The organism is Chelativorans sp. J32, assembly GCF_000518985.1.
Classification (GTDB): domain Bacteria; phylum Pseudomonadota; class Alphaproteobacteria; order Rhizobiales; family Rhizobiaceae; genus Chelativorans.
On record NZ_JAEQ01000002.1, the window covers coordinates 1 to 22333 of the forward strand.

Here is a 22333-nt window from a genome sequence, read left to right on the forward strand (position 1 = left end):
CGGAGCGACGGTGATGTCAGCCGCGTTGCCCGCGGTCAGGGTCAGCGCGAAGGGGCGGCCCACCACGTCGGTCAGCGCGTGCAGCTTGGTGGTCTGGCCGCCGCGCGACGGGCCGATGGCCTGATTTTTCGCCCCCCTTTTCCGCCATGGGCGGCGCGCTGAGCCTTGACGTAGGTGGAGTCGATCGCGGTGCTTTTCGTCACCGCCGCGCGAGCGGCCAGCGCCTCCAGAAGCCTGATCCAGAACCGGCGGCGGGACCAGCGGTTGAAACGATTGTAAATGGTGGTCGAAGGCCCGTATTCGGGCGGACAGTCACACCACCGGCAGCCGGTCTTGAGCACGTGGATGATGCCTGAAATCACCCGGCGGTCGTCCACCCGGCGCGCGCCGGGCTGGTTGGTGGGCAGATGCGGCGCGATCGCCGCCCATTGCATGTCGCTCAGCCAGAACAGGCGGGCCATGATGTCCTCCGATCACCCCAGCAAAGCCATCGGAATCACGATTTGCCGTGCTCACGCAACACGCTGATTGGGTTCAGACCCTAGAAGTGGACGCTTTATGCGGGACCTCAGACCGCCGCTTTGCGCCCCCACATCGGACGTTCCAGGGTCTGGACTATTTTCCCGGAAGCTGCCCTTTGTTTAACGACCGGCAGCGGTCGGGAAGGCTCTTTGGATTGGTAAGCAGCCAATAGGCATGCGTTACGTTAAGTAATCATCCGGCAGCTTGGTCTCTGGCCCGAGCTGCACGGTCCTGATAAGGAAGAAGATGCAACTCATCCTCGCCTGCAGGGCCGAGCATGGGGACTTCGACGCCTGCCGACGAGGCTGAAGACCCAGGGAGGATGATATGAAGAGGTTGCTGGCATCTTTTGCCGCGCTGCCGCTGATCCTCGGCGGCGTGCAGGCATTTTCGCAGGAATCGGACGCTGATCTGCGGGCTCGGGAAACCGAGCAGCAGATGACTGATGACGAGCGGTTCTCGCTCCTCATCAGCGTTCTCGGAAACGTGCCGGGCGCCTCCGTGCCCGCGGACCCGCGAGTCGCAGATCTCGAAAACGCCAGCGCGGGCTGGACGCCCGGAGTCCCGCGGCTCGGCATCCCGGATCTGCAGTCCAGCGATGCCAGCATGGGCGTTACGAACCCAGGCTATCGGCCCAATGACCCAGGGGCGACGGCATTCCCGGCATCCATTGTCGTCGGCTCCAGTTTCAACCCCGAACTCGCTCGCGAAGGTGGCATCGCAATCGCGCGCGAGGCGCGCAGCCGCGGCTTCAACATCATGCTCGCCGGCGGGATGAACCTGACCCGGGAGGTCCGCAATGGCAGGAACTTCGAATATTACGGCGAAGATCCCCTGCTGAGCGCGATCCTCGCTTCCGAGCAGGTGAACGGCATCCAGAGCCAGCAGGTCATCTCGACCCTCAAGCACTATACGCTCAACGCCAACGAGACGAACCGTCACTGGCTCGATGCGATCATCGACCCGGTGGGACATCGCGAGTCGGACCTTCTCGCGTTCCAGATTGCGATCGAGCGATCGCAACCGGGCGCGATCATGAGCGGCTACAACAAGATCAACGGCGAGTATGCCGGCGGCAGCCATCACCTGCTCAACGAAGTGCTCAAGGGCACCTGGGGCTACAAAGGCTATGTGATGTCAGACTGGGGTGCGACGCCGGAATGGCAATACGCACTCCACGGTCTCGACCAAGAGTCCGGCGCCCAGGCCGATCGGTTCATGTGGAGCCTGGATGCCGAGCCGTTCGCGGCACCGCTGCGGCAAGCCTATGCTGAGGGCAAGCTCCCCAAGGAGCGTCTGTCGGACATGGTGCGCCGCATCCTTCGCTCGGCCTATGCGGTGGGTATCGACAAGTGGGAAGCGGCCCCGGCGGTCGACATGGCGAGGCACAACGAGATCGCGCTTGAAATTGCTCGTCAGGGCATCGTCCTTCTGAAGAACGAAAACGTGCTGCCGCTTCCGGCCGACAAGCCGCTGAAGATCGCCGTCATTGGAGGCTACGCTCAGCAGGGAGTGATCAGCGGGACAGGCTCCGGCGCGGTCGCGCCGGTCGGCGGCTTTGCCAGCACGACCAAGATCGGCGGCGCCGGCGTCATGGGCAAACACCGCAACCTCTACCTGTTCCAACCATCCCCGGTGGAGGCATTGCAGAAGGCGTTCCCGAACGCTCAGGTCGAATTCGACCCCGGCTACACGCCGGCAGAAGCTGCGCTCACGGCGCGGCGAGCCGACGTCGTCATCGCCTTCGGCATCCGCGTCGAGGGCGAGGGTTTCGACCTCCCCGACCTGTCGCTGCCCTGGGGCCAGGATGCGGTGATCGATGCGGTTGCCACGGCGAACCCGAACACCATCGTCGTGCTCGAAACAGGCAATCCGGTATCCATGCCCTGGCGGGACAAGGTGAAGGCAATCGTGCAGGCGTGGTATCCGGGCCAGGCAGGTGCTCAGGCGATCGCCGAGGTGCTTGCGGGCAAGGTCAACCCGTCAGGCCGCACGCCGATTACCTGGCCTGCGAGCTTGGCCGATACGCCGCGGCCGACGCTGTCGGGGCTCGGCACCCCATGGGGCACGCCCGTCACAATCCGATACGACGAGGGCGCGGAGGTGGGTTATCGCTGGTATGCGAAGAAGGACATCAAACCGCTCTACGCATTCGGGCACGGCCTTAGCTACACGAACTTCGCCTATAGCGACCTCAGCCTGTCCGTCGGCGCACCGGACATGACAGCGGTCGAAAGCCACCCGGCGACGGTGGTCAATGCGAGCACCCCGCCCGCCGGCGACGTCAAGGCGGACCTGCTGTCCGGCGGCGATGCCGTCACCGCGACCTTCACTGTGACCAACACGGGCGACCGGGAAGGTGCGGACGTGCCGCAACTCTACCTCACCGCCGCACCGAGCGAGAAGCGCATGCGGCTGCTCGGCTTCGAGCGTGTCGTGCTGCAACCCGGCGAGTCGAAGCAGGTGACGCTCACGGTGGACCCGCGCCTGCTCGCGCGCTTCGACGGCAAGGCGAACCAGTGGCGCATCACTGATGGCGCCTACCAGATCGCGCTCGGCAAGTCGGCCGGTGACCTGGTGCTGACGGCAGCAACGGAACTCGACGGGCGCATGTTGCGGAAGGAATGAGCCAACATTGATCAATGCCCCGGAGCTGCATCGGAATGGGAGAGTAGACATGGCTTCCTGTCGGTCGGGAGGAATGTGTGCAAGTGCTTGTCCTCCTCATCGCCCGTATCGCGCCAGTCTCATACTCGGCTGCCTTCTGTCGGCTGCACTGCTGGTGCCAGGCACTGAAGAGGCATGCGCGGGCGATGCCGTGTCGGCTCTCACGCAGGAAGGTCCGCAAACATTGACCGGTGACTGGTTCGGCCAAGGGCCGGAACTTCGTGACGCGGGCTTCGACTTCCGCCTGGAGTGGAGCCAGTTTTACCAGGGAATGGTTAGCGGAGAAGGCGACAGATCTTGGCAATACGGCGGCAAGATGGATGCGCTGGCGCGGATTGATCTTTCGAAGCTCGGCTTCTGGGATGGGCTGAGCGTCACCGCGCAGGGCTACTTCAATCATGGGGACAGCATCAACGGGATGGGTGGCGGCTTGCTCCCGGTCAACGTCGCTCTTTTGTTTCCCGGCACGGAGGGGGACGAGCGATTGGATCTGATGGCGCTGTTCGTCACCCAACGGCTGGGTGACAAGGTCAGCGTAAGCGTCGGCAAGTTCAACGGCCTCTCGAACTGGCGCGTGCGACGCCACTCAGGGGCGGCGGTGGCATCGATACGTTCTGGGGGAATCTGGCCGCCCCGATCTCCGGCATAACCCCGGCTACATTCAACGGGGCACTGATCAGCGTACCCACCAAGCCGGTTAGCTACTCCCTGATGATCTACGATCCGACTGACGCAACCAACCAACCTCTCTTCTCGGACCTGTTCGAGAACGGCGTCACGATCAACGGTGGAGCCACACTGGCCACTTCCATTGGCGGGCTCCCAGGATACTACTCGATAAAGGGCGTCTACAGTACGAGGACCGGCACAGATTTCAGCGAGATCATTCAGCCGCCGGGAGCAGTCCCCGGCAGCAAGCAGGGCTCCTGGCTCGTCGGTTTCTCCTTCCAGCAGTACCTGGTGCAGGATCCGAGCAACCCGGCACGCGGCTGGGGCATCTTCGGTGACATCGCAAAGAGTGACGGCAACCCGAACCTCGTGGATTGGGCGGGCTATATCGGCGTTGGCGGCAGTAGTCTCATTCCAGGCCGACCGGACGATCGCTTTGGCATCGGCTACTACCGTCTGGGTCTGAGTAATGCGCTGCAGGATGAACTCGCACCATTCATCGACCTTCGCGACGAGTGGGGGGTGGAGGCCTTCTACAATGTCGCGATTACGCCCTGGTTTCGGGTGACAGCCGACCTGCAATACATCCGACCGTCGTCAGCAGCGTCTCCCGATGCGTTCTCTGCCGGCATCTCATCCTACATTCGGTTCTAGGAGAGCGGATCAGCCGAGACGAGATTGAAAATCATCCGTTTCGGAGGTGAGCAGTTGGACGTCAACCGCCGCCAACCCTCCCATCGAGCCACACACGCGTATGGAGGAACTAATGTCACACAACGTCAACCGGCGCCAATTCTCGACGCTCACCGGGGGCGCTGCATTGCTGGCAGCGAGCGGGCTGCCGGCAGTCGCACAAACACCTCCGGTGCAATCCGGAACGACGGGCGAGACGCCGGGTGCGCGCGGCTTCCCGGAAGGTTTCTTATGGGGTGTCGCTACGGCGGCTTACCAGATCGAGGGGGCGTGGAACGAGGACGGCAAGGGCGAGTCCATCTGGGATCGGTACGCCCACACGCCCGGCAAGATCAAGAACGGGGATACTGGCGATGTCGCGATCGACCACTATCACCGCTACAAGGAAGACGTTGCGCTGATGAAGGACATCGGGGCGAAGGCCTATCGCTTCTCGATTTCCTGGCCGCGCATTTTTCCGGACGGCACCGGGCAGCTCAACCAGAAGGGGCTCGACTTCTACGATCGGCTGGTGGACGAGCTGAAGGCCGCCGACATCGAGCCGTTCGCAACGCTCTACCACTGGGACCTGCCGCAGGTCCTGCAAGACAGATACGGAGGCTGGCAGTCCGCCGAGACAGCGAAAGCGTTCGGCGAGTACGCCGGCGTGGTCGCGAAGGCCCTCAGCGATCGGGTCGGCCACTTCTTCACCATCAACGAGTTCAAGCAGGTGACGGAAACGGCGTACCGGGGAGTCGAACTGCATGTGCAGGGGGAGACGGTTCGGCTGATGAGCGCTCCTGGTATCCTGCTTGAAGACGGGCCGCTCAATCAGGTACGACACCACGCGGTGCTGGGCCACGGCCTTGCCGTGCAGGCCATCCGCGCAATGGGCCGCGCCGGCACGAAAGTCGGGCCTGCCGAGAACATGGGCCACGCTCTCCCGGTCATCGACTCGCCCGAACACGTAAAAGCCGCCGAGGCGGCCACCAAGGCTCTGAACATCTACTTCCTCGGACCAATGCTCGAGGGCCGGTATGACGAGGCCTATCTGACGGCGGCCGGAAAGGACGCGCCGAAATTTACTGACGAGGAGATGAAGATCATCGGAGCGCCCGTGGATTTTGTCGGCATCAATGTTTACATCCCGCTGCTCCTCGTTATGGCGTCGGATGAGCCGCAGGGATACCGGGAGGTGCCGTTCAGCCTCTCGCACCCGAAGATGTTCTCGGATTGGCACCGGCTTTCGCCAGAGTCACAATATTGGGCACCCAGGCTCCTGCATTCGATCTGGAAGCCGAAGGAGATCTATATCACCGAGAACGGGTGCGCGGCGAGCGACGAGGTGGCGGCCGATGGCAACATCTACGACTCGGACCGCCTGACGTACTTGAGAAATGGCATGATGTGGCAGCAGCGTGCCACCGCCGAAGGAATTCCGTTGAAAGGGAGTTTCGTGTGGAGCGCGATGGATAATTTCGAATGGATCAACGGCTATGGCGACCGGTTCGGGATCGTGCACGTGGACTTCAAGACACAAAAGCGCACACCAAAGCTCAGTGCGCAGTGGTTCAAGGAGGCGGCGTGGCGCAATGCCGTGGTGTGAGTGCCGGTCCGAATAGGGTCAACGTGACGCTGATGCGCCGCGCGACGCATCTCGGCGGCTTGTCAAATAGTCATCGCCAACGATCTTCACGCCGGCCTCAAGGTCGGAGAGCGGTGTCGTACTCATCGCATCCATGACCGCGCTGCTTCGCCGCACTGAGCCAATACGCAGCGCTAATGCAGCGTTCGGCCATGAACGGCCGCTTTCTCGGATTTCCGCCCAAGAGCGGTCAGACAGGAATCCACCCCACCTTAGACTCTACGGTATAGTATTTCCGCAAATACGGGGCCGCTTCCAGACGGTCCGGTCTCGGATGTCTAGGGTCAAATAGCTGCCACCCGGTGCGATCTGATTTCAACGGCCGCTAAGGCGCGACGCCCGTCAGGTGGATCGCGGCTGGCGCTGACCACTCAGCAGCGATGGGGTGCGGTCCGAAAGCCGTTCGGGCCAGAACATCATCGCTGCGCCGGGGCGCCGCACGAAAGTCGCCGCCGTACCCGACGAAGATGAGAAGGAAGATGATGACGTCGATATCGACTCGTGCTCCTCATACCGGGAAAAGGTCGGTAACTTTGGCGAACGGTTGACGGCGTTCCGCATGGTGGCGCGCCTTTTTCCTGATCACGTCCGCGAGATGCAACTGCCTATTCAGCGCAAAGTAGATGTCGGCTCCGTCCATCATGATCAGCCGCCGCGCGGTAAAGGCGTCGAAGCTATCGCCGGTGAAGCCGCCGTAACTGACGTACAGCCCACGCGTCCAATCGGGACGCTCCAGCAGCTTGCCTTGAAAGCTGTGTAGCATCGCGGCATCAATCTGCCGATTGTGCCATTTCGCCTCCACCAGATAGGTGGCCCCGTCATGTTGGAAGGAGCCATCGATCTGCTCGCCCGTCGTTCGGAAGGAGGCGTGTGCGTCGAGCCCCCACGTATCAAACCAGCGCTTCAGGAACCGTTCGAAAGCGTAGCCTCGCCGCTGCGGTGTCTCGTCCATTCTCGTCAGGGCCAAAAACTCGACCTCGAGCGCGGCTAGCACGCCTTCGCTCGGTCCGGATGAGCCGGTAGGTGCGGCAGCCTGTGTAGCTTCCGCCGGATTGCCGGGTAAAGGCTTCCCGCCGAGCTTGACAATCAGCTCGGACAGCCGGGCTCGGGCGTTTGGAATGGTTTCCATCTCACCCCTGTCTAGGCGATCGGCTTCGCGATATGTCCAAAGTTCTGTAAGTGCTTTCACGACTGCGGCGGCGCGAGCGTTCTCAAGAAATGCACGGAACCGCTTGCCCTTTGACTCGCCGTAGGTAGCGTAGGCAGCGTCATAGATGTCAACTCCAACGTCGCGGCGGAAAAACGCGTCGAAGGTGCTGTTGCTGAAGTCCAGCACATAGCCGCTATATATGCCGAAGATGCTGTCGATCAGCTTCATATCTGTCGTCGAAAGTGCCGCCATCGCGACCTCCGAGATTCGCGCACCTCGAATCTTATCCTTGCGGATGGTTGTAGGGAAGAAGGGTTCGATCCACGATCAGGCAACTATCTCGATAATATATTGATCTGGATGAGATGCTTTGGATAACCTTCCAGCCTAGGCTAACGGTCTGGGCGTTGAGGAGCACGAACGATGAGCGGGGGCAAAGATGAACACGGCCGATATCAGTGTCAGCGCACAGCAGCCCCTCCTGACACAGCCTGTGCCCATAGACGAGAATTGTAGCGGTCATCGCTGGTCTGCACAGGATGAAGCCCAACTCGCAAAGCTGATTGCCGTCATCGCGATGGGTCAGGCTTCGTATGCGGCCTATATTCTGAAAGAGCTGCTGCCAGCCGCTCCCGCTTTCACCGACGAAAACCTACGGGCGGAAGCGAAGCGTCATCTGACAGTCCAGGAGGACGGAAAGCAGCCACGGACAGGCTATCCGCGTTGGCAACGGGACGGATTTATTTTCGAGGCCATTTCATGGATCGCCGCTCGCCAGACGCACGGTGCGCGCGCACTGCTCAAAGACCCCCATGTCAGCGCGACCTCGCAGGGGCTCGACGGCCTCATGATCGAGCTAGCGGATGACAAGTCCGAAGTCACCTCGACAACCATCTTTGAGGACAAATGCACCGACAATCCCCGCAAGACCTTTCTTGAGAAGGTCATACCGGCGCTGCTCGAACGGCATCTGAACAGGCGGAGCGCCGAGCTTGTTGCGACCGCGTCCGTGCTTCTCAGGATGGCGGGAGTAGATGACGCAGCCGCCGCGCGGCTTTCGGCCGCTGTCATGAACCGTACTCAGCGGCGCTACCGAGCAGCCTTTGCAGTGCCTGCGGAACTGGACAGTCAGGAGGAGCGGCGTAAGCTGTTCAAGGGTTACGAAGCCCTTGAGGGAATCTCCTCAGATCGGCGCATAGGGGCCAGCCTCATTGTAACCGGGAAGCTGCGTGACTGGTTCGATGAATTGGCTTTGCGGGCTATTGCCTACCTGGATGAACTCGACGCGGGCGAAGCCTAAATATGTTCGATGCGGCGACAGCAGAGCTATTGCGTTCGGCTCCTCAGGTGCCAGGCCTCAATCCTCAGGACATTCCCGCCCTCCTTACAAGGCACTATGCGAACCTCGTGTCCGCCCGCCTCAGAGGCACCAGCGTGGACGAAGAAGGAGCGTCGCCAGAGGACTGGACGCTTGAGCGTATAGCGGACACCTACGAACTGGTTACCTCAATCATGGACGCGGAGCATCGCCGGGCTTCGGCGTTTGTCGCCGGCACCGCCCAGCAAATCCTGGCACGACGGCAGGGTGCCGCTGGTGTCGCAGACGCCCTGCCCGCCAACATCGACAGGGATCGCGTTGATCCCACCATTGCGGCGGCGCTCCTCTTTCTTGCAGCAGAGCAATACGCTGATGCCAATGAGGCTGCGTCTGTCATCCGTCCGCGAAGGGACGGCCAGCTCTATGAGGCCACGATCCTTTCGGAGGACATCGTCGATTTGGCCCGCGGTCAACTCGGCAGCATCCTGGAACGCGCGGGACGGTGGCGTAGACCTCGCGCCGGGCTCGATCTCGAGGGGGAGGCTCTCGCCACCCTGCTTGAGACTCTCATCACCGGCCTGGAAATTCTGGCAGCGCGCTTCCTTGGCGTGCCTGTACCGGAGATGAGCGCAGGTCGGTTTGACGATTCTCGCCAGGCTTTCATGCGTGTACTGGAGCTTTCGGCATCGAACGACGACACCCGCAGCGATGAGCTTGGTGGGAACATCCTGAATGCGTATGCCGGCCCGCATCACCTCGCATCCTTGTTGATTGGGTCCCATGATGGAGTACGAAACGCGGCATTGAGCGTCTTGCCGCCACCGAAAGGAGCCGATCCCGAGTTCTGGCAGCAATGGCTGAGGAGTCGTGCCAACGCGTTTCCCTTTGTGTGGCCGAACCACCGCGCCGCTATCGCGAAAGGTTTTTATCAGACTGGACAGTCTGCGGTGGTTGTCTTGCCCACAGGTGCCGGTAAGACCACCGTTTCATCGCTTAAGATTGCAGGGACCCTTGCTCGCGGAAAGAAAGTCGTTTTCCTCGCGCCCACGCACGCGCTCGTCGAGCAACTGACAGACGACCTTCAGGAAATGTTCCCCAAGGACATTCTCGGCTCGGTGGTTTCTAGCGATTTCGATTTATTGTTTCAAAGCGAGGCGCAGCTTCAGGAAATCGAGGTGATGACCCCTGAACGCTGCCTCGCCATGCTCTCATTCGCTCCGGAATCGTTTTCGGATGTGGGTTTGCTGGTGTTTGACGAATGCCATCTTCTCAGTCCGCAGTCGGGGAAAATTCGGCGTGCGCTGGATGGAATGCTGTGCGTCTTGGGCTTCAATCATATCGCGCCGGAGGCCGACCTGCTGTTCCTCTCCGCCATGCTTAAGAACGCCGATGAATTTTCAGAGTGGATCGGCAAGCTTGTGGGCAGACCGTGTGTCTGCGTTGATCTGTTATGGAAGCCGAGCCGGCAGGCGCGCGGCGTCCTGATCTATCAAGATAACGAATTGGAAAAGGCCAAGAAAGCGGCCGCTGTCGTTCAAGCTGCCGAGGACAAGAGTAAGGGCAAGAAGGCGAAAGACCTTCGCGCGCCCGCGAGCCGCCAGCTTGTAGCGCGGCCTTGGGCGATCTGGGGATTGCAGCACAATTGGCTCAATGAGAACACCGCCCATTGCATCCAGAGCGAAGTCCTGGATGACACAGTTTTGCTGGCTGGCGACAACAAGTACGGCCGAATCAATCTGAAACCCAACGCCAATCAGGTTGCAGTGCGACTGGCCGTGGCGGCAGCAACGAACGGCCTCAAATCGATTGTGTTCGTCAATACGAAGAACGATGCCGTTTCGGTTGCGGGTGACATATCCGATCTGATGGGTGGCGATGTCCTACCAACCGAAGCCGAGCAGGAACGGTGGGACGCGCTAAAAGCGGAGCTAGGCGATCTCAAGCACTCTCTGCTGACGGGGCCGGCGATTGCAGTGCCGCACAACTCACTGATGCTGCGCCTTGAGCGCGATCTTGCCGAGCGTATGTTCAGACGAGCAGACGGCGCTAAGGTGATCGTCGCGACGCCCACCCTGGCGCAGGGCTTAAATCTGCCTGCCCATCTTGCCGTACTTGCCGGCGACAAGCGGGCCGATGCGGACAAGAAGGGCCGCGCAGACCTTGAGGCGCACGAAATTCTCAACGCCGCTGCCCGGGCAGGCCGAGCGGGCCACCTCGCAAACGGCGTCGTACTGTTGATTCCGGAGCCGATCATCAGCTTCAAGGACGGGAAGCCGCTGGAATACAAGGTCATCCAGAAGCTGAAGTCCGTTCTGCCGGAAGATGATCGATGCGTTGTAATCACCGACCCGCTTGAGATCGTCCTGGATCGGCTGATGATGGGGCAGTCTCTTGATGCGGATGTGCGCTACACCGTCAATCGCATGGCTGCTCTTCGAGAGGCGGAAGGAGGGGAAGAGCCGACTTCGCTCTTCGACCTTAAGAAATCCCTTGGAGCTTTCGCCGCACACAAGCGGCTGGCCGAAGCTGAGTTCGACGCGAAAATAGCCCGCCTGAAAGAGGCCATCGCGCAGGTGACTCCGGAAGGAGTTGACAACACGATCGCTACACTAGCCTCGCAAAGCGGGCTGTCGATGGATCTTCTCCTGCGTCTTAGAAAGCGAATTTCCGATGGCGCCGGCTCCCTGCCGGTAACGGTGGAGGACTGGCTGGTCTGGACGGTCACTTGGCTGGTTGAGGATCACGACGCACGCGCATCACTGCTCTATGATGTGAAGAGGCCAATTCTCGGCGCTTGCGGCAAGAAAAAGGACGGCGAACTGACTCCCGACGCGCTCACCCTCATACTTCCCGGGTTGCTCGCGTGGATCAGCGGGGCACCCCTTGCCGAGATTGAGAAGGAGCTCGGCGGTGATCCGGATTCATCCTCACCTACCAAGAGAATGTGTCCCCGAGCCCGGGAGCTTGTGGGCAGTGTCATACCGCGGGGGTTCTCGTTTGTTGTTGGGTTGGTTTCACATGTCATCGAGGAGGTCGATCCCTTCGATGCGCAGGAAGCCTTGAGCCGGCAACTCGTTGAGAGCCTTAGTCCTGCGGTCAGGAAGGGGTTCGATACACCTGAGAAGGTCACATTCGCGGGTCAAAATCCGACGATTTTGAGCCGGGTGCAGTTGCACTCGCTTTGGAACGCGGAATGGGCAACTAGCTAAGGGTCGTCTTGGTCGAATTGTCGTATCCAAGAGGTTGTTCAGTGCTCGTTGGCGCTGATGCCTCCGAGGGCGAGTTGGACCTGCGAACGTTTAGGTTCTAGCGCCCGTATCGGGCTCAAGCCGCTGCTAAGCACCAGCTTCCCCGATTGCTCGTAGATGAGAGTGCGGTTTGCCTGAACACCCCAAACCAGGTCGCTAACCCACCACCATCTTTCCCAAGTCGAACTGTCCGCTTCCGAGTGTAGGCAATGTTGGTCCGTACGTCCGAAATGGGGGCGCAAAGCAGTCATTTGCGACCACGTTCCGATGCTCGCTTCGGGTTCAGGCAAAGTTTGCCCAGCGAGAATTAATCCCAGGCCCTGGTGACGCACACAGGCAGGTAGGCCACGCCAACAGGAGGCTCGATCTAGTTCTCGGGACTTGGGCACGCCTCCTGATGCCGTCTTCCGCGCAGCAAGCAGAGCTTATTGCCTACTGATGTGCGCCGACGACACGGCACATCGCCTCAAGTCGCCCGCACGTTCAGATGCATTGCCGGCAACCTGAAACAATTTGCGCTATTTCGATTCCGAACTCTGGATAAGCGTTACATCGCAAACGGCGTTTGCCGAGGCGTCGTCCGCTGGGCTTAATTTCGTTGAGATGAAGTGAATGAAGTGCCTGCACGTTATCTCAATGCGAAAAAATTTGCGGTAATCCGATTCAAGGATCGAGAACGCGGATTCAGAATTGCTGAGACCTGATTCCAAACTCGAAATTTGCGATTCAAGGCTGGAGGAGCGCGTTACGAAACGAACGGTGTTTGTCGCTTGCAAGGCCGGAGTTGATCCTGATCACGTGACCAACGACGGAGGGTACCATGGCACGAGATCAGGCAAAGCGATTGGAGACGCAACGTGTGCGGCAGCGGGAATATCGGGCGCGGCTCAAGGCAGAAGGCCGTCCGAGCAACGAAGATCTGGCGCGGGCGCTTCTTGACGTCACGCTGACCCAGCACCTTAAGCTGGGACGTTATGAAGACCTGTTCCGCATCATGGATCTCGTTGCAAAGCGGCTGCAGGACGTCGGCTTCTCCAGGAAGGCAACACGGGCTGTCTGGTTCGACCTTCAGGATCGCTATGACAGGGGCTGGTCGCTTCTGCGTCAGCGGATCTCGCTTGCCGAGTTGAACACGCTGCGATGCGAGGATGGGGACGACTGATCAGCTGCTCTGGCTCGGGTTGTCGGCGGTCAAGCGGATTGTTTGACGTCAGGCATAACGGCGTTTTCGTTTTTTTGGGCCTGTTCTCCCCATTACTCCAGAAAACGCCGTTTGCCCCGGAAAGCGATTCAGAGCCGATGGAGATGACGCATGATGTTGTTGATATTGGACGCGTCTAACTCTCAGCACCAAAGGGCCTGGAACATGACGGAGAGGGGCGGGTTGCTAGTGGGGATCGAGGCTGCGCCACTGCAGCCCACGCTTTGCGCCACTAGGCACGCCGTCAGGTGTCCGCTGTTTTGTGGCGCCTGTCCCACCTCCTCCTGCGTGGCTTAGGTGCGGGCAGCCTCAAGTACCCCGTACGGATCAGCCAATCGCAAAGAGCGATCCGGACAGCGAAACTTGTATTCACGATCTGCGCATGGTCCATAAAGCCGCGCAGTGCCCGATGCTCCATGTGAGTTAGCTCAAACTGCACTTGCATCCTCAGCCCCCCAGAGCCCACGCACCACAACTGTGGCGGCGTCACCACAGGCTGTGAGAGGCAGTCTGAAGTCCGGCGTCAGTGGAACCCAATGAGGGACCAAACGATCGCACAGAGAGCTCTGACTGCACGTCCTCCTGCCTGCAGGGGGATATTCTAGCATACGCTTGGCGTCTTAGGTAACGCGCGTGGATTGGTGGGACAAAGCCACGCCTGACCTTACCGATTATTCGATAGGCTAGACGGACGCTCGGTCTGGGCCGCGTCCTTCAAGTTCAGTCTTGGCGCACTTCAGCATGGATGCGTCCATACTCCGCGCAGGTTGGACACGACCTCCTGCCGGGCTAAGAGCGAGAAGCTCCTTTCGATCGTCCATCTTTCCTCACATCAAGCTGGGTTGGTCCTGTTCGACCGGAAGAAGAATGAGGCCGTCGTTTGGCAGTGGGCGCTGGAGGTGTTTAGCCTCCTCCCACGGGGCTCGAAGCCAGACGTCCATCTCTTCGGTCGTCGTCAGAACCACGGGCATTGCCTTGGGATGGATTGGTCCGACGACGTCGTTCGGCTCCGACGTGAGGAAGCCAAACAGCTGATGCGTGCCCGATCGAGGGTTACTTACCGAGCCGCGTTCGCCACTCCATTCGGTCCAAATCCCGGCGAACACAGAGAGCGGCCGATCGTCGTTAATCGCGAACCACCGCTTTCTCTTCTTCGGCTTCGTGTTTTCCCATTCGCAAAACGTGGTCCAAGGAACGAGGCAGCGGTTCGTCGGCCCCAGCCATCGCCGCCAGTGCGGCGAGGCAGTGTTGCGGATATTGGTGACGCCTGTGTCCGGCCTTCCATTGGTGACAAACGGTGGCGAAGGCATCCCCCAAGTCAGCGCAACGAGCTCGCGTTCACCATCCGCTCCCGTTCGAATGACGGGTGCGGGACGATCGGGATAAACGTCGAGGCCCGGTTCCAAATTACCAAACAGGTCTCGGCCGATGTGAAACAGCCGCCGCATCGCTTCTTGGGTCGTCGTCAGATTGTACAAGTTGCACATATGATGATCGTGCCATCGGTAGGAAGACAGTGCAATGCGCGGCGGAAGACCACATCCCGATTGACGAGATACGAAGTTTGTTCCTATTTCGTTCTCATGCCTGAACCATACCGTTATTAAGGGCTGCCGCCACTCATGCTCTCGGATGCGGTCCGCAACGGCTCGCTTCTCAAGCTTCGTTGCGTAGGCTGTTCACCTGCCCGGTGGTACCACCCGGGAGACTTGATGCAGCTCTTCGGAGATATCCCAGCCCTCAATATCGAGCGGAAGATGAAGTGCCCGGCGTGTGGCGGTCACCCATTCGTTGAGGTGAAGTCACTGTCCGCGGAGGAGCGCCTGCAGATTAAGGTGAGAAGGCTTCATCGCACCTGGTGGGTGCGACGTGTGGTTTGGCGTGAAGAATAATGCGGAGATTGATCGAAGCAGTTCTGCTCTGGGGAAGAGATGGATGTGATGAGACCTGCTTTAGCGATCTACACCCACTGGGAGGATGGCCGAACGGTTCTATTGTTCGTCGTGTGATTCAGCGTTTAGCTGGCTGGGGAGAGCCGCGACGATACCAGTGTGAAAGGGGTCCGAGCGTACGCTTTGTCATTGGTCATCAGCCAATGGCAGGACGTCTTCACTATCCTTCGCGTGCCGGCAGTTTGGGTCGGCTCTCTACGCACCCAAAAATCCGGCGTCAAGTCTGGCAGACGTCTGCGCCTTGTGCTCACAGCGAACGCTCGCCTTTGCGCCTTCAAGTCTACTTTCGGCCCAACTTTTCTCTGTAATAGACGGACCAGTTCGCCGAGTTCAACCACGGTTTCAGCACCCTCAGCTCTCCCCTATCTGCCCGCTCCTTAGAGGGCATAAGAAGCTCCGCGATCAGGTTGATTTCTGGGGACAGGATTTTGGCGAACTCCGTCAGATCATGATTGGTCAACCGCTGCTTTCGCCCGTATCGGGACGGTATCTCGTTGTTTCCTGTGTGCCCCATCAGCTTTCGGCGTGCGGCGTCCTTGATCTTGGAGTTGTCGATCAGCTCGGCAAACCAGTGGCGGGACGAATAGAGTGTGACGTCAAATCGTTCGAAGCCGATTTTGCCTCTCAGATATTGGAAGCTCTTTGTCAGGGGTTGGCCCCATCTCATCTCCCCGCCAGGCTTTGGATAGGGCTCCCACTCGGGAAACAGGACCGGACAGCCAATCGATCGCAGATCATCGATCCGATCAAGCAGGCCCAAGTCGAGAAGGAGGGGGTGGAGAGGGATCGTCCGGTGCGACGACTGGGTCTTAAAGCGCTTCACATCTTTACGAGCGACGCGGCCCTTCTTCGGGTCAAAACCGCGCAGCTGTAGGTAATAGATGCCGCCTTCTGCTTCGATATCGTCGAGTTCAATCTGCCCAAGCTCTCCTGCCCGCACGCCAGTAAGGAACGAGATCACGTAGGCCCAATAGAGGTGGTTCTGAACCAGACAGTCGCCCTTGACCCAGATCCGCTCTGGACTCATGCAGCCAGTGAAGAGGGGTAGCGAGAAGATCTTGGTAACTTCCTCAGTCGAGAAGGCGTCCCGCTCGATCGAAACCAGATTTTCGTCGCTCGTCGCAGAAAACTTTGGAAGAGGCAGTCGGTAGAGTTCCTGCTCGATCAGCCAGCCGAAGAAGCGGGACAGAGCATTGTGGTAGCCGTTCTTCAACCGGGCTTCTGTGAGGCGCTTCAGGTTGTCCCACCCATGCTTCTGCGCATAGTCGTAGCGTGCCGCAAGGCTCCCGGTATGTTCGCGCGGAATGTTCCTGCGATCAGGGATATGGGGCAGCATTTCATCGAGGGTTTTAGTGGCCTCCTCATCGAACTCAGCGAGAAGAGGATCCCCCATCTTGTCGATGATGAACTGGACGATCAGCTTCACGATCGATCGCCCATCAGCGTTTCCCCCCTTCCTGATGTCTGCCTCTTCGTAGGCTGCCAGTGCCTCGGAGAAGCGGAGGGAAGCTTTAAGTGGCGCGGATTCATCCTCCACGCCTACTCTGTGATCTTCCAGCTGTTCGTCGTCGTTCGCTTGGAAGGAGGGCGATCGTCGTGTGTCCGCCATCACGTCGGAAAGCGAGGTTCGTGAGGGGGCAACGACGATGTTCGGACCGTCTGCCCGCTTTGATAGATGCCTGTCACCCGCGTCAAAATCATGCGGTTTCGGCTTAAGGGCCTCGTTATGCGAAATTGTGAGCGGGTCGGCAGCGTGCGCCGGGAAAACTGGCGTCTCAGGAGAAAGCGGCACAACGGGGATGTGGCTTGCTTGGACTGCTCCCAACGAGATTGCCATCTGCATGTCCGCCCGTCCGCGTTCGTACTGTAGAATTCCCTCGACTCGTCTGCTCAGCGCTTCGGCTTTGACGTTCTGACGCACGAAGAGCTCAAACAATGGTCGGAACTCTGGTTCGATCATGTCCGGATCGCACCCTTGCGCTTTCGCGCGTCGAGTGAGGTTCTTGAGAAGTTCCTCGAAGTTGCGGCGAGCGACCAGGCGGTCCTCCGATATCCGGATTGGGTCTGCTAAATATAGACGCAGCTGACGGACGTTTTTTTGGAACAAGTCCACGTAGTCGACGCTATCGTTCATCCGGTGCAACCATCCCAGGCACTCTGCAAGTCGTATTCGTGCCTGAAGATAGTCGCTGGTTCTTAACGACGCCCTGTAGAGGCGAAGCCCGCTAAGCGAGACCATGGGCTGGGGGAGTCGAACCTGCATGTAATAACGCCCGTCGCGTCGGGACATATAAGAAGGCAACGCCATTGCATCTCCCACGTACATCTGCGTGAGATGACTCACAGTCGCTCGAACCTCCGTTCGATGCTAACTGACTGATCTTTCTGGCTGGCCAACTAGTGGTAGCGGAGGAGGGACTCGAACCCCCGACACAAGGATTATGATTCCTCTGCTCTAACCGACTGAGCTACTCCGCCCTTCAAGTGGTGCCGACCCGACCTGACGACGCGCGGATATAAGGTCCCATGCCGAACGGTGTCAAGCGCCCGTATTGTCTGTTTCCTCATTTCCTCACGTGAGAATTGCTGCCGGTCGACGAAGCGGGTCGTGATGTCGTGGCTCAGCAGATGAAGAACGCACCAGGAAGTCGCATTCCTAAACGGAGGTTGGAAGGAGGAAACGTCTGCCGGAACGTCTGTAGGAAATGGCTCTGAGGCAGGACGCCCTCCGTCCCTTGTCGTGAGCAGAGGCCCTTTTCAATGACGGCAAAACAGCATCGGGCTTGAGTTGCGGCCTCTGCATCGATATGTGTCCGGGCAAGCAAATCGTGTGAAGATTGTATGAAGCCGCGTATCGCCGTTCTCGGGTGTGGATATTGGGGGGCGAACCACATCCGCACTTTAAAGTCGTTGGGTGTTCTTTATGCCGTTTCCGACGCCAATCGGGCGAGGGCGGAAGGTTTTGCCAGCGAGCAGGAATGCCGAGCCATAGATCCTGACGATCTGTTCCGGGCTTCGGAAGTGGATGCGGTGGTGATGGCGCTGCCGCCGCAATTCCATGCCCAGAACGCGATCAAGGCGGTGGAAGCCGGTAAGCATGTGCTCGTGGAGAAGCCCATAGCGCTCACTGTGGCCGATGCGGAGCGCGCGGTGCGCGCGGCGCATGCCGCGAAGCGGATCTATATGGTGGGCCATGTTCTGCGCTTCCATCCGGCTTTCGAGAAGCTGAAGGCCCTCATCGATGCGGGGGAGCTGGGCGAGGTCCGCTATATCCATTCGCACCGGCTCGGGCTCGGCAAGTTTCACACGGAAAACGATGCGCTTTGGGATCTTGCCCCGCACGATCTTTCCATGATCCTTGCCATCACCGGCGCGCCGCCGGTCGAAGTGCGCGGCGAGGGGGCGGCTCTGCTTGACCACCTCAGCGATTTTGCGCATTTGCATATGCGCTTTGCGAACGGATTGAGAAGCCACCTCTTCGCTTCCCGCCTCAATCCCTATCGCGAGCGGCGGCTCACCGTCGTCGGCAGCAAGGCAATGGCCGTCTTCGACGATGTCGAGCCCTGGGATCGCAAACTCGCGATCTACCGCCATGCCATCTGGCAGGACAGCGGCCAATGGGCCTTTACCACCAATGAGCCCACTTACGTGCCCGTTGAAGAAGGCATGCCACTCACCCGGGAGCTCCAGCATTTCATGGATTGCATCGAGAACAAGCAGGAGCCGCGGACCACAGGTGAGGAGGCAATCGAGGTTCTGCGCATCCTCACCGCCGGCACGATCATCCACAGCCGCCACAAGGCTGATTTTCTGGCCCAGCAGGCTGGGCAGTAGTCGACGGTGGGTGCCCCCACTGTCTCAGGCTGAAAGCCTCTCCAGCCGGGAAAGCATCTCTTCCGCATCGGCGCGTCGTTCGGAGCGCTCGATGAAGCCGCCGCCGAAAACGCGCGCGTCGTTGCTGTCGTCCGAGTAGAGCACACAGGCCTGCCCGGGAGCGACGCCGGCTTCACCCTCGTGCAACTCCACCCAGGTCGCCCCGTTGCGATGGTGGATGGTCGCTGGCGCCGGCGGCCGCGTTGAACGTACCTTGGCGAAAATGTCCATTCCGCTGGTCGGCAGGTCTTGCAGCGGTGTATCGCCGAGCCAGTTCACCTGACGAAGGAACAGCCGGCGCGTTTCCAGCGCCTCGCGCGGGCCCACGACCACACGGGAATGCTCCGCATCGAGATGAACCACATAGAGCGGTTCGCCAGTGGCAATGCCGATGCCGCGACGCTGGCCGATGGTGTAATGCAGTATGCCGTCGTGACGACCGAGCACGCGGCCATCGATATGGACGATCTCACCGGGGTTGGCAGCACCCGGCTTGAGCTTTGCGATCACGTCGGAGTATTTGCCGCGGGGCACGAAGCAGATGTCCTGACTGTCGTGCTTGGTGGCAACGGAAAGCCCCATTTCCTCCGCAATGGCCCTGACCTGGGGCTTTGACATTCCGCCCAGGGGGAAACGAAGATAATCGATCTGTTCTTGTGTGGTGGCGAACAGGAAATAGCTTTGGTCGCGATCGGCATCCACGGGGCGATAGAGCGCCCGGTGCGACCCGTTGGGGCGCGAGCGAATGTAGTGGCCGGTCGCCAGTGCGTCGGCACCGAGCTCGCGCGCCGTCTCAAGAAGGTCCGAGAACTTGACCGTCTGGTTGCAGGAAACGCAGGGAATGGGGGTCTCGCCGGTAACGTAGCTTTCGGCGAAGGGGTCGATCACAGCCTTGCGGAAGCGCTCCTCATAATCGAGCACGTAGTGGGCGATGCCCAGCGTTTCGGCAACGCGGCGCGCATCGTCGATGTCCTGGCCCGCGCAGCAGGACCCCGCACGATGGACGGCGGCGCCATGATCGTAAAGTTGCAACGTGACGCCCACGACCTCGTAGCCTTCCTTGGCCAACAGGCCTGCAACGACGGAGGAATCGACGCCGCCAGACATGGCGACGACAACGCGCGTCGCTTCAGGGCGTCCCGGAAGGTCAAGGCTGTTCATGGTCAAAAATTCCAATCTGCTCGCGGGCTAAATGGCAATGGGGCGAGCCAAGGTCAAGATGGGCAATGAAGCACCGGCCGGCGACGTGGCGGAAGTGCTTCGCATTTGATTCAAGATGCCCTGCAATTCCTAACGCAGGATTCACTTCCGTTACGTTAGCATTACCAGGCGTTTAGGCAAATCTTAAAAGCTGTCGCCTTATTGTCGCGATGAGGTCTTGGTTAGTGTAGAGAGTACGATGACCGATCTGGTTCGACCGCGCGTGAAATATGTCATCGGTCCTGATGGCAGTCCGTTGACGATTGCTGATCTGCCGCCCACCAACACGCGCCGTTGGGTCATTCGTCGCAAGGCGGAGGTGGTGGCTGCCGTGCGTGGCGGTTTGCTGAGCCTGGAAGAGGCTTGCCAGCGCTATCGCCTCACCGTGGAGGAGTTCCTCTCCTGGCAAGCTTCCATTGACGAGTATGGGCTGCAGGGGCTGAGGACCACGCGTATCCAGCAGTACCGGCATTAGGTGGGGGCAGGGGAAATCACGCTCGCTCGCCCCATTGGCACACAGTCCGATCTCGCGTGGGCACTGATGCGCCCGCGCAGCCAATGAGGTAAATTCCTGAGCCGGGGCCAACATGCTTGCTGAAGCGATTATGCTTCGGCCATTTCCGCTGCGATCTCCCCGATCTCCTTGAAGATCTTGTCGCGATCCGACGCCGACAGTTCAGGCGCTTCGAGATAGGCAGAGATCAGAAGGGTGGCGCCTTCCGGTGTCCAGGCAACCGCGATATCACTTGCCACGGTGGTTCCCGTGCCGGTCTTATCGCCGATGCGCCAGCCATCGGGGAAGCCGGCACGCAACCGCGCGTCGCCGGTCTGGTTGGCGATCAGCCAGTCCGCAAGGCGTTGCCGGGAGGTTTGCGAGAGAGCGTCGCCAAGAACGACTTTTTGCAGGCTCCGCAGCATAGCCGCCGGAGTCGTCGTATCGCGAGGGTCGCCGGGCGGCACATTGTTGAGGTCCGGTTCCCAACGGTCGAGACGGCTGACATCGTCTCCAAGGGAGCGGAAAAACGCCGTCAGTCCCTCAGGGCCGCCCAGACTTTCCAACAGGAGATTTCCTGCCGTGTTATCGCTCATGGTGACGGCCGCATCGCAGAGCGCGCCGAGTGTCATTCCGCGACCGCCCGCGTGCTTTTCCGTTACCGGGGACCAGACAATGAGCTTGTCCTTACCGTAGGTAATTCGGCGTTCGAGATCATCCCTTCCGGCGTCCACCCGGGCCAGGACGGCCGCCGCTGCGATCGCCTTGAAGGTGCTGCACATGGCAAAGCGCTCGTCTGCGCGATGCGTCGCCATCAGCCCGGTCCTGACGTCGAGAATGGCAACACCCAAACGACCGCCCGACCTCTTCTCCAGCAAGGCGAGACGATCGCTTACCGCCTGCGAGACCGAGGCGTGACCCGCCGCCAGGGGAAATGCGAGAAGCGCGGAGGCGGCGAGTAGGGCCCGTCGAGAAATCATCAAAAACATCCTTGTCCTGCAATCGACGAAAATCGACGGGAGAAAGGATGGAGTTCAGGGCAAATTTGCGGCGGTTGCACACCGCATGCAATCCCGGTGACCGGGGCTGCTCGAACGAGATCGGGTGCCGATCGGCCAAAGATGGTCGGCGTGATGGTATTTCGTAAGGAGCCAAGGGCCTCTGCTCGAAGCAGATGGACCGGTCAGCCGGCGGCCGCACGTGGCGCACCGTCGCTGCGCCTGCCATCCCGCGTTTCCAGCGCCTCGGCCTTGCGAAGTTCAGCTTCGGCCTCGGCGAGATCATGCTCTGCCTGCTCTTTCTGCTGTACCAATTCAGCCTGCGAAATCCGCAGGTTATCCCGGCGCAGCCGGGCAGCCTTGGCGAAGGTGGGATAGGCAAAGTGGTTCTGGTCGGTAATGCCAGCCTTTGTCTCCTCGGCCGCAACTTGTGCGTCCAGTTCGATGGCCATGCGCTCGAATTCGGAAATCATCGCATCGAGCTGGGCGAGGCGCCGGCGTTTCTCGTTCACCTGAAATTGTTTCAGCCGTACCAGGTTCTCACGTGACTTCATCAGAAACTCCCACAAAACGCGTACGCACGCCCCCGCCCGCATTAACCGTTTCCAGGCACGGCACCCTGTGGAGCGCCTTTGGCAAACAAAATCCTAAAATTTGCCGCCCACGGTAACCATTCGTTTACGGGCATTGTTAATCATAAGGCTGATGGCTTAAGGCACGGTAAA

At 60.0% G+C, this 22333-nt stretch carries 16 protein-coding genes, 1 tRNA gene and 1 pseudogene; 9 read left to right on the forward strand and 9 right to left on the reverse strand.

Annotated features, from left to right (window positions below; all coding sequences use genetic code 11):
* Positions 1-461 (reverse strand): annotated as a pseudogene (locus CHEJ32_RS23795) (IS5 family transposase); the annotation flags it as partial.
* 388 nt (positions 462-849) lie between these two features.
* On the opposite strand from CHEJ32_RS23795, the gene CHEJ32_RS0103185 reads away from it, so the two are divergent.
* The 4 genes from CHEJ32_RS0103185 (at position 850) to CHEJ32_RS0103200 (ending at position 6136) form a co-directional block, all read left to right on the forward strand.
* Positions 850-3150: a glycoside hydrolase family 3 protein gene (locus tag CHEJ32_RS0103185; protein ID WP_198023809.1), complete on the forward strand. Its 2301-nt coding sequence runs from the start codon at positions 850-852 to the stop codon at positions 3148-3150.
* Between the two features lie 223 nt (positions 3151-3373).
* On the forward strand, positions 3374-3838 hold the full coding sequence (locus CHEJ32_RS0103190; protein ID WP_028032553.1) for a carbohydrate porin: 465 nt from the start codon (positions 3374-3376) through the stop codon (positions 3836-3838).
* Between the two features lie 62 nt (positions 3839-3900).
* The gene (locus tag CHEJ32_RS0103195) at positions 3901-4512 is read left to right on the forward strand and encodes a carbohydrate porin (protein ID WP_028032554.1); all 612 of its coding nucleotides are present in this window, start codon (positions 3901-3903) and stop codon (positions 4510-4512) included.
* A gap of 112 nt (positions 4513-4624) precedes the next feature.
* Positions 4625-6136, forward strand: a complete 1512-nt coding sequence (locus tag CHEJ32_RS0103200; RefSeq protein ID WP_028032555.1) for a GH1 family beta-glucosidase — start codon at positions 4625-4627, stop codon at positions 6134-6136.
* Between the two features lie 547 nt (positions 6137-6683).
* On the opposite strand, the gene CHEJ32_RS0103205 is transcribed toward CHEJ32_RS0103200, so the two are convergent.
* The gene (locus CHEJ32_RS0103205) at positions 6684-7577 is read right to left on the reverse strand and encodes a restriction endonuclease (protein ID WP_028032556.1); all 894 of its coding nucleotides are present in this window, start codon (positions 7575-7577) and stop codon (positions 6684-6686) included.
* A 187-nt stretch (positions 7578-7764) separates the two neighbouring features.
* On the opposite strand from CHEJ32_RS0103205, the gene CHEJ32_RS0103210 reads away from it, so the two are divergent.
* On the forward strand, positions 7765-8625 hold the full coding sequence (locus tag CHEJ32_RS0103210) for a hypothetical protein (protein ID WP_051469398.1): 861 nt from the start codon (positions 7765-7767) through the stop codon (positions 8623-8625).
* Positions 8626-8831: 206 nt separating this feature from the next.
* Here CHEJ32_RS0103210 and CHEJ32_RS27345 read toward each other — a convergent pair whose 3' ends face one another.
* Positions 8832-9116: a hypothetical protein gene (locus CHEJ32_RS27345; protein WP_198023810.1), complete on the reverse strand. Its 285-nt coding sequence runs from the start codon at positions 9114-9116 to the stop codon at positions 8832-8834.
* Between CHEJ32_RS27345 and CHEJ32_RS0103215 the strand changes: the two genes are divergently transcribed.
* Positions 9102-11852 carry a DEAD/DEAH box helicase gene (locus tag CHEJ32_RS0103215; RefSeq protein ID WP_198023811.1) on the forward strand — a complete coding sequence of 917 codons (2751 nt, stop codon included), beginning with the start codon at positions 9102-9104 and terminating at the stop codon, positions 11850-11852. The genes CHEJ32_RS27345 and CHEJ32_RS0103215 overlap by 15 nt on opposite strands.
* A gap of 859 nt (positions 11853-12711) precedes the next feature.
* Complete coding sequence (locus CHEJ32_RS0103220; RefSeq protein WP_028032559.1) at positions 12712-13053, forward strand: hypothetical protein; 342 nt, start codon at positions 12712-12714, stop codon at positions 13051-13053.
* 866 nt (positions 13054-13919) lie between these two features.
* Here CHEJ32_RS0103220 and CHEJ32_RS0103230 read toward each other — a convergent pair.
* The 3 genes from CHEJ32_RS0103230 to CHEJ32_RS0103245 form a co-directional block, all read right to left on the reverse strand.
* The gene (locus tag CHEJ32_RS0103230; RefSeq protein WP_028032561.1) at positions 13920-14579 is read right to left on the reverse strand and encodes an SOS response-associated peptidase; all 660 of its coding nucleotides are present in this window, start codon (positions 14577-14579) and stop codon (positions 13920-13922) included.
* Between the two features lie 745 nt (positions 14580-15324).
* Positions 15325-17388, reverse strand: coding sequence for a DUF6538 domain-containing protein (locus CHEJ32_RS26085; protein WP_156936589.1), 2064 nt, complete (start codon positions 17386-17388; stop codon positions 15325-15327).
* Between the two features lie 57 nt (positions 17389-17445).
* Positions 17446-17522, reverse strand: a tRNA-Met gene (locus tag CHEJ32_RS0103245).
* A 363-nt stretch (positions 17523-17885) separates the two neighbouring features.
* Here CHEJ32_RS0103245 and CHEJ32_RS0103250 point away from each other — a divergent pair.
* Positions 17886-18878, forward strand: coding sequence for a Gfo/Idh/MocA family protein (locus CHEJ32_RS0103250; protein WP_028032563.1), 993 nt, complete (start codon positions 17886-17888; stop codon positions 18876-18878).
* A gap of 24 nt (positions 18879-18902) precedes the next feature.
* Here CHEJ32_RS0103250 and mnmA read toward each other — a convergent pair whose 3' ends face one another.
* Positions 18903-20084: a tRNA 2-thiouridine(34) synthase MnmA gene (mnmA, locus tag CHEJ32_RS0103255; RefSeq protein ID WP_028032564.1), complete on the reverse strand. Its 1182-nt coding sequence runs from the start codon at positions 20082-20084 to the stop codon at positions 18903-18905.
* A gap of 232 nt (positions 20085-20316) precedes the next feature.
* Between mnmA and CHEJ32_RS0103260 the strand changes: the two genes are divergently transcribed.
* Complete coding sequence (locus CHEJ32_RS0103260) at positions 20317-20592, forward strand: DUF1153 domain-containing protein (protein ID WP_028032565.1); 276 nt, start codon at positions 20317-20319, stop codon at positions 20590-20592.
* Between the two features lie 128 nt (positions 20593-20720).
* Here the strand turns inward: CHEJ32_RS0103260 and bla are convergent, their stop codons facing one another.
* Positions 20721-21599, reverse strand: a complete 879-nt coding sequence (gene bla / locus CHEJ32_RS0103265; RefSeq protein WP_028032566.1) for a class A beta-lactamase — start codon at positions 21597-21599, stop codon at positions 20721-20723.
* Positions 21600-21793: 194 nt separating this feature from the next.
* Positions 21794-22162 (reverse strand): flagellar export protein FliJ, encoded by a 369-nt coding sequence (locus CHEJ32_RS0103270; RefSeq protein ID WP_028032567.1) that lies wholly within the window; start codon positions 22160-22162, stop codon positions 21794-21796.
* Positions 22163-22333: the final 171 nt, after the last annotated feature.

What these genes read in the sequence shown, in the direction of transcription:
- CHEJ32_RS0103185 (WP_198023809.1), top strand. Translation starts at nt 850, where the DNA reads ATGAAGAGGTTGCTGGCATCTTTTGCCGCGCTGCCGCTGATCCTCGGC.
- CHEJ32_RS0103195 (WP_028032554.1), top strand. Translation starts at nt 3,901, where the DNA reads ATGATCTACGATCCGACTGACGCAACCAACCAACCTCTCTTCTCGGAC.
- CHEJ32_RS0103200 (WP_028032555.1), top strand. Translation starts at nt 4,625, where the DNA reads ATGTCACACAACGTCAACCGGCGCCAATTCTCGACGCTCACCGGGGGC.
- CHEJ32_RS0103205 (WP_028032556.1), bottom strand. Translation starts at nt 7,577, where the DNA reads ATGGCGGCACTTTCGACGACAGATATGAAGCTGATCGACAGCATCTTC.
- CHEJ32_RS0103210 (WP_051469398.1), top strand. Translation starts at nt 7,765, where the DNA reads ATGAACACGGCCGATATCAGTGTCAGCGCACAGCAGCCCCTCCTGACA.
- CHEJ32_RS0103220 (WP_028032559.1), top strand. Translation starts at nt 12,712, where the DNA reads ATGGCACGAGATCAGGCAAAGCGATTGGAGACGCAACGTGTGCGGCAG.
- CHEJ32_RS0103230 (WP_028032561.1), bottom strand. Translation starts at nt 14,579, where the DNA reads ATGTGCAACTTGTACAATCTGACGACGACCCAAGAAGCGATGCGGCGG.
- CHEJ32_RS0103250 (WP_028032563.1), top strand. Translation starts at nt 17,886, where the DNA reads ATGAAGCCGCGTATCGCCGTTCTCGGGTGTGGATATTGGGGGGCGAAC.
- CHEJ32_RS0103260 (WP_028032565.1), top strand. Translation starts at nt 20,317, where the DNA reads ATGACCGATCTGGTTCGACCGCGCGTGAAATATGTCATCGGTCCTGAT.
- bla (WP_028032566.1), bottom strand. Translation starts at nt 21,599, where the DNA reads ATGTTTTTGATGATTTCTCGACGGGCCCTACTCGCCGCCTCCGCGCTT.
- CHEJ32_RS0103270 (WP_028032567.1), bottom strand. Translation starts at nt 22,162, where the DNA reads ATGAAGTCACGTGAGAACCTGGTACGGCTGAAACAATTTCAGGTGAAC.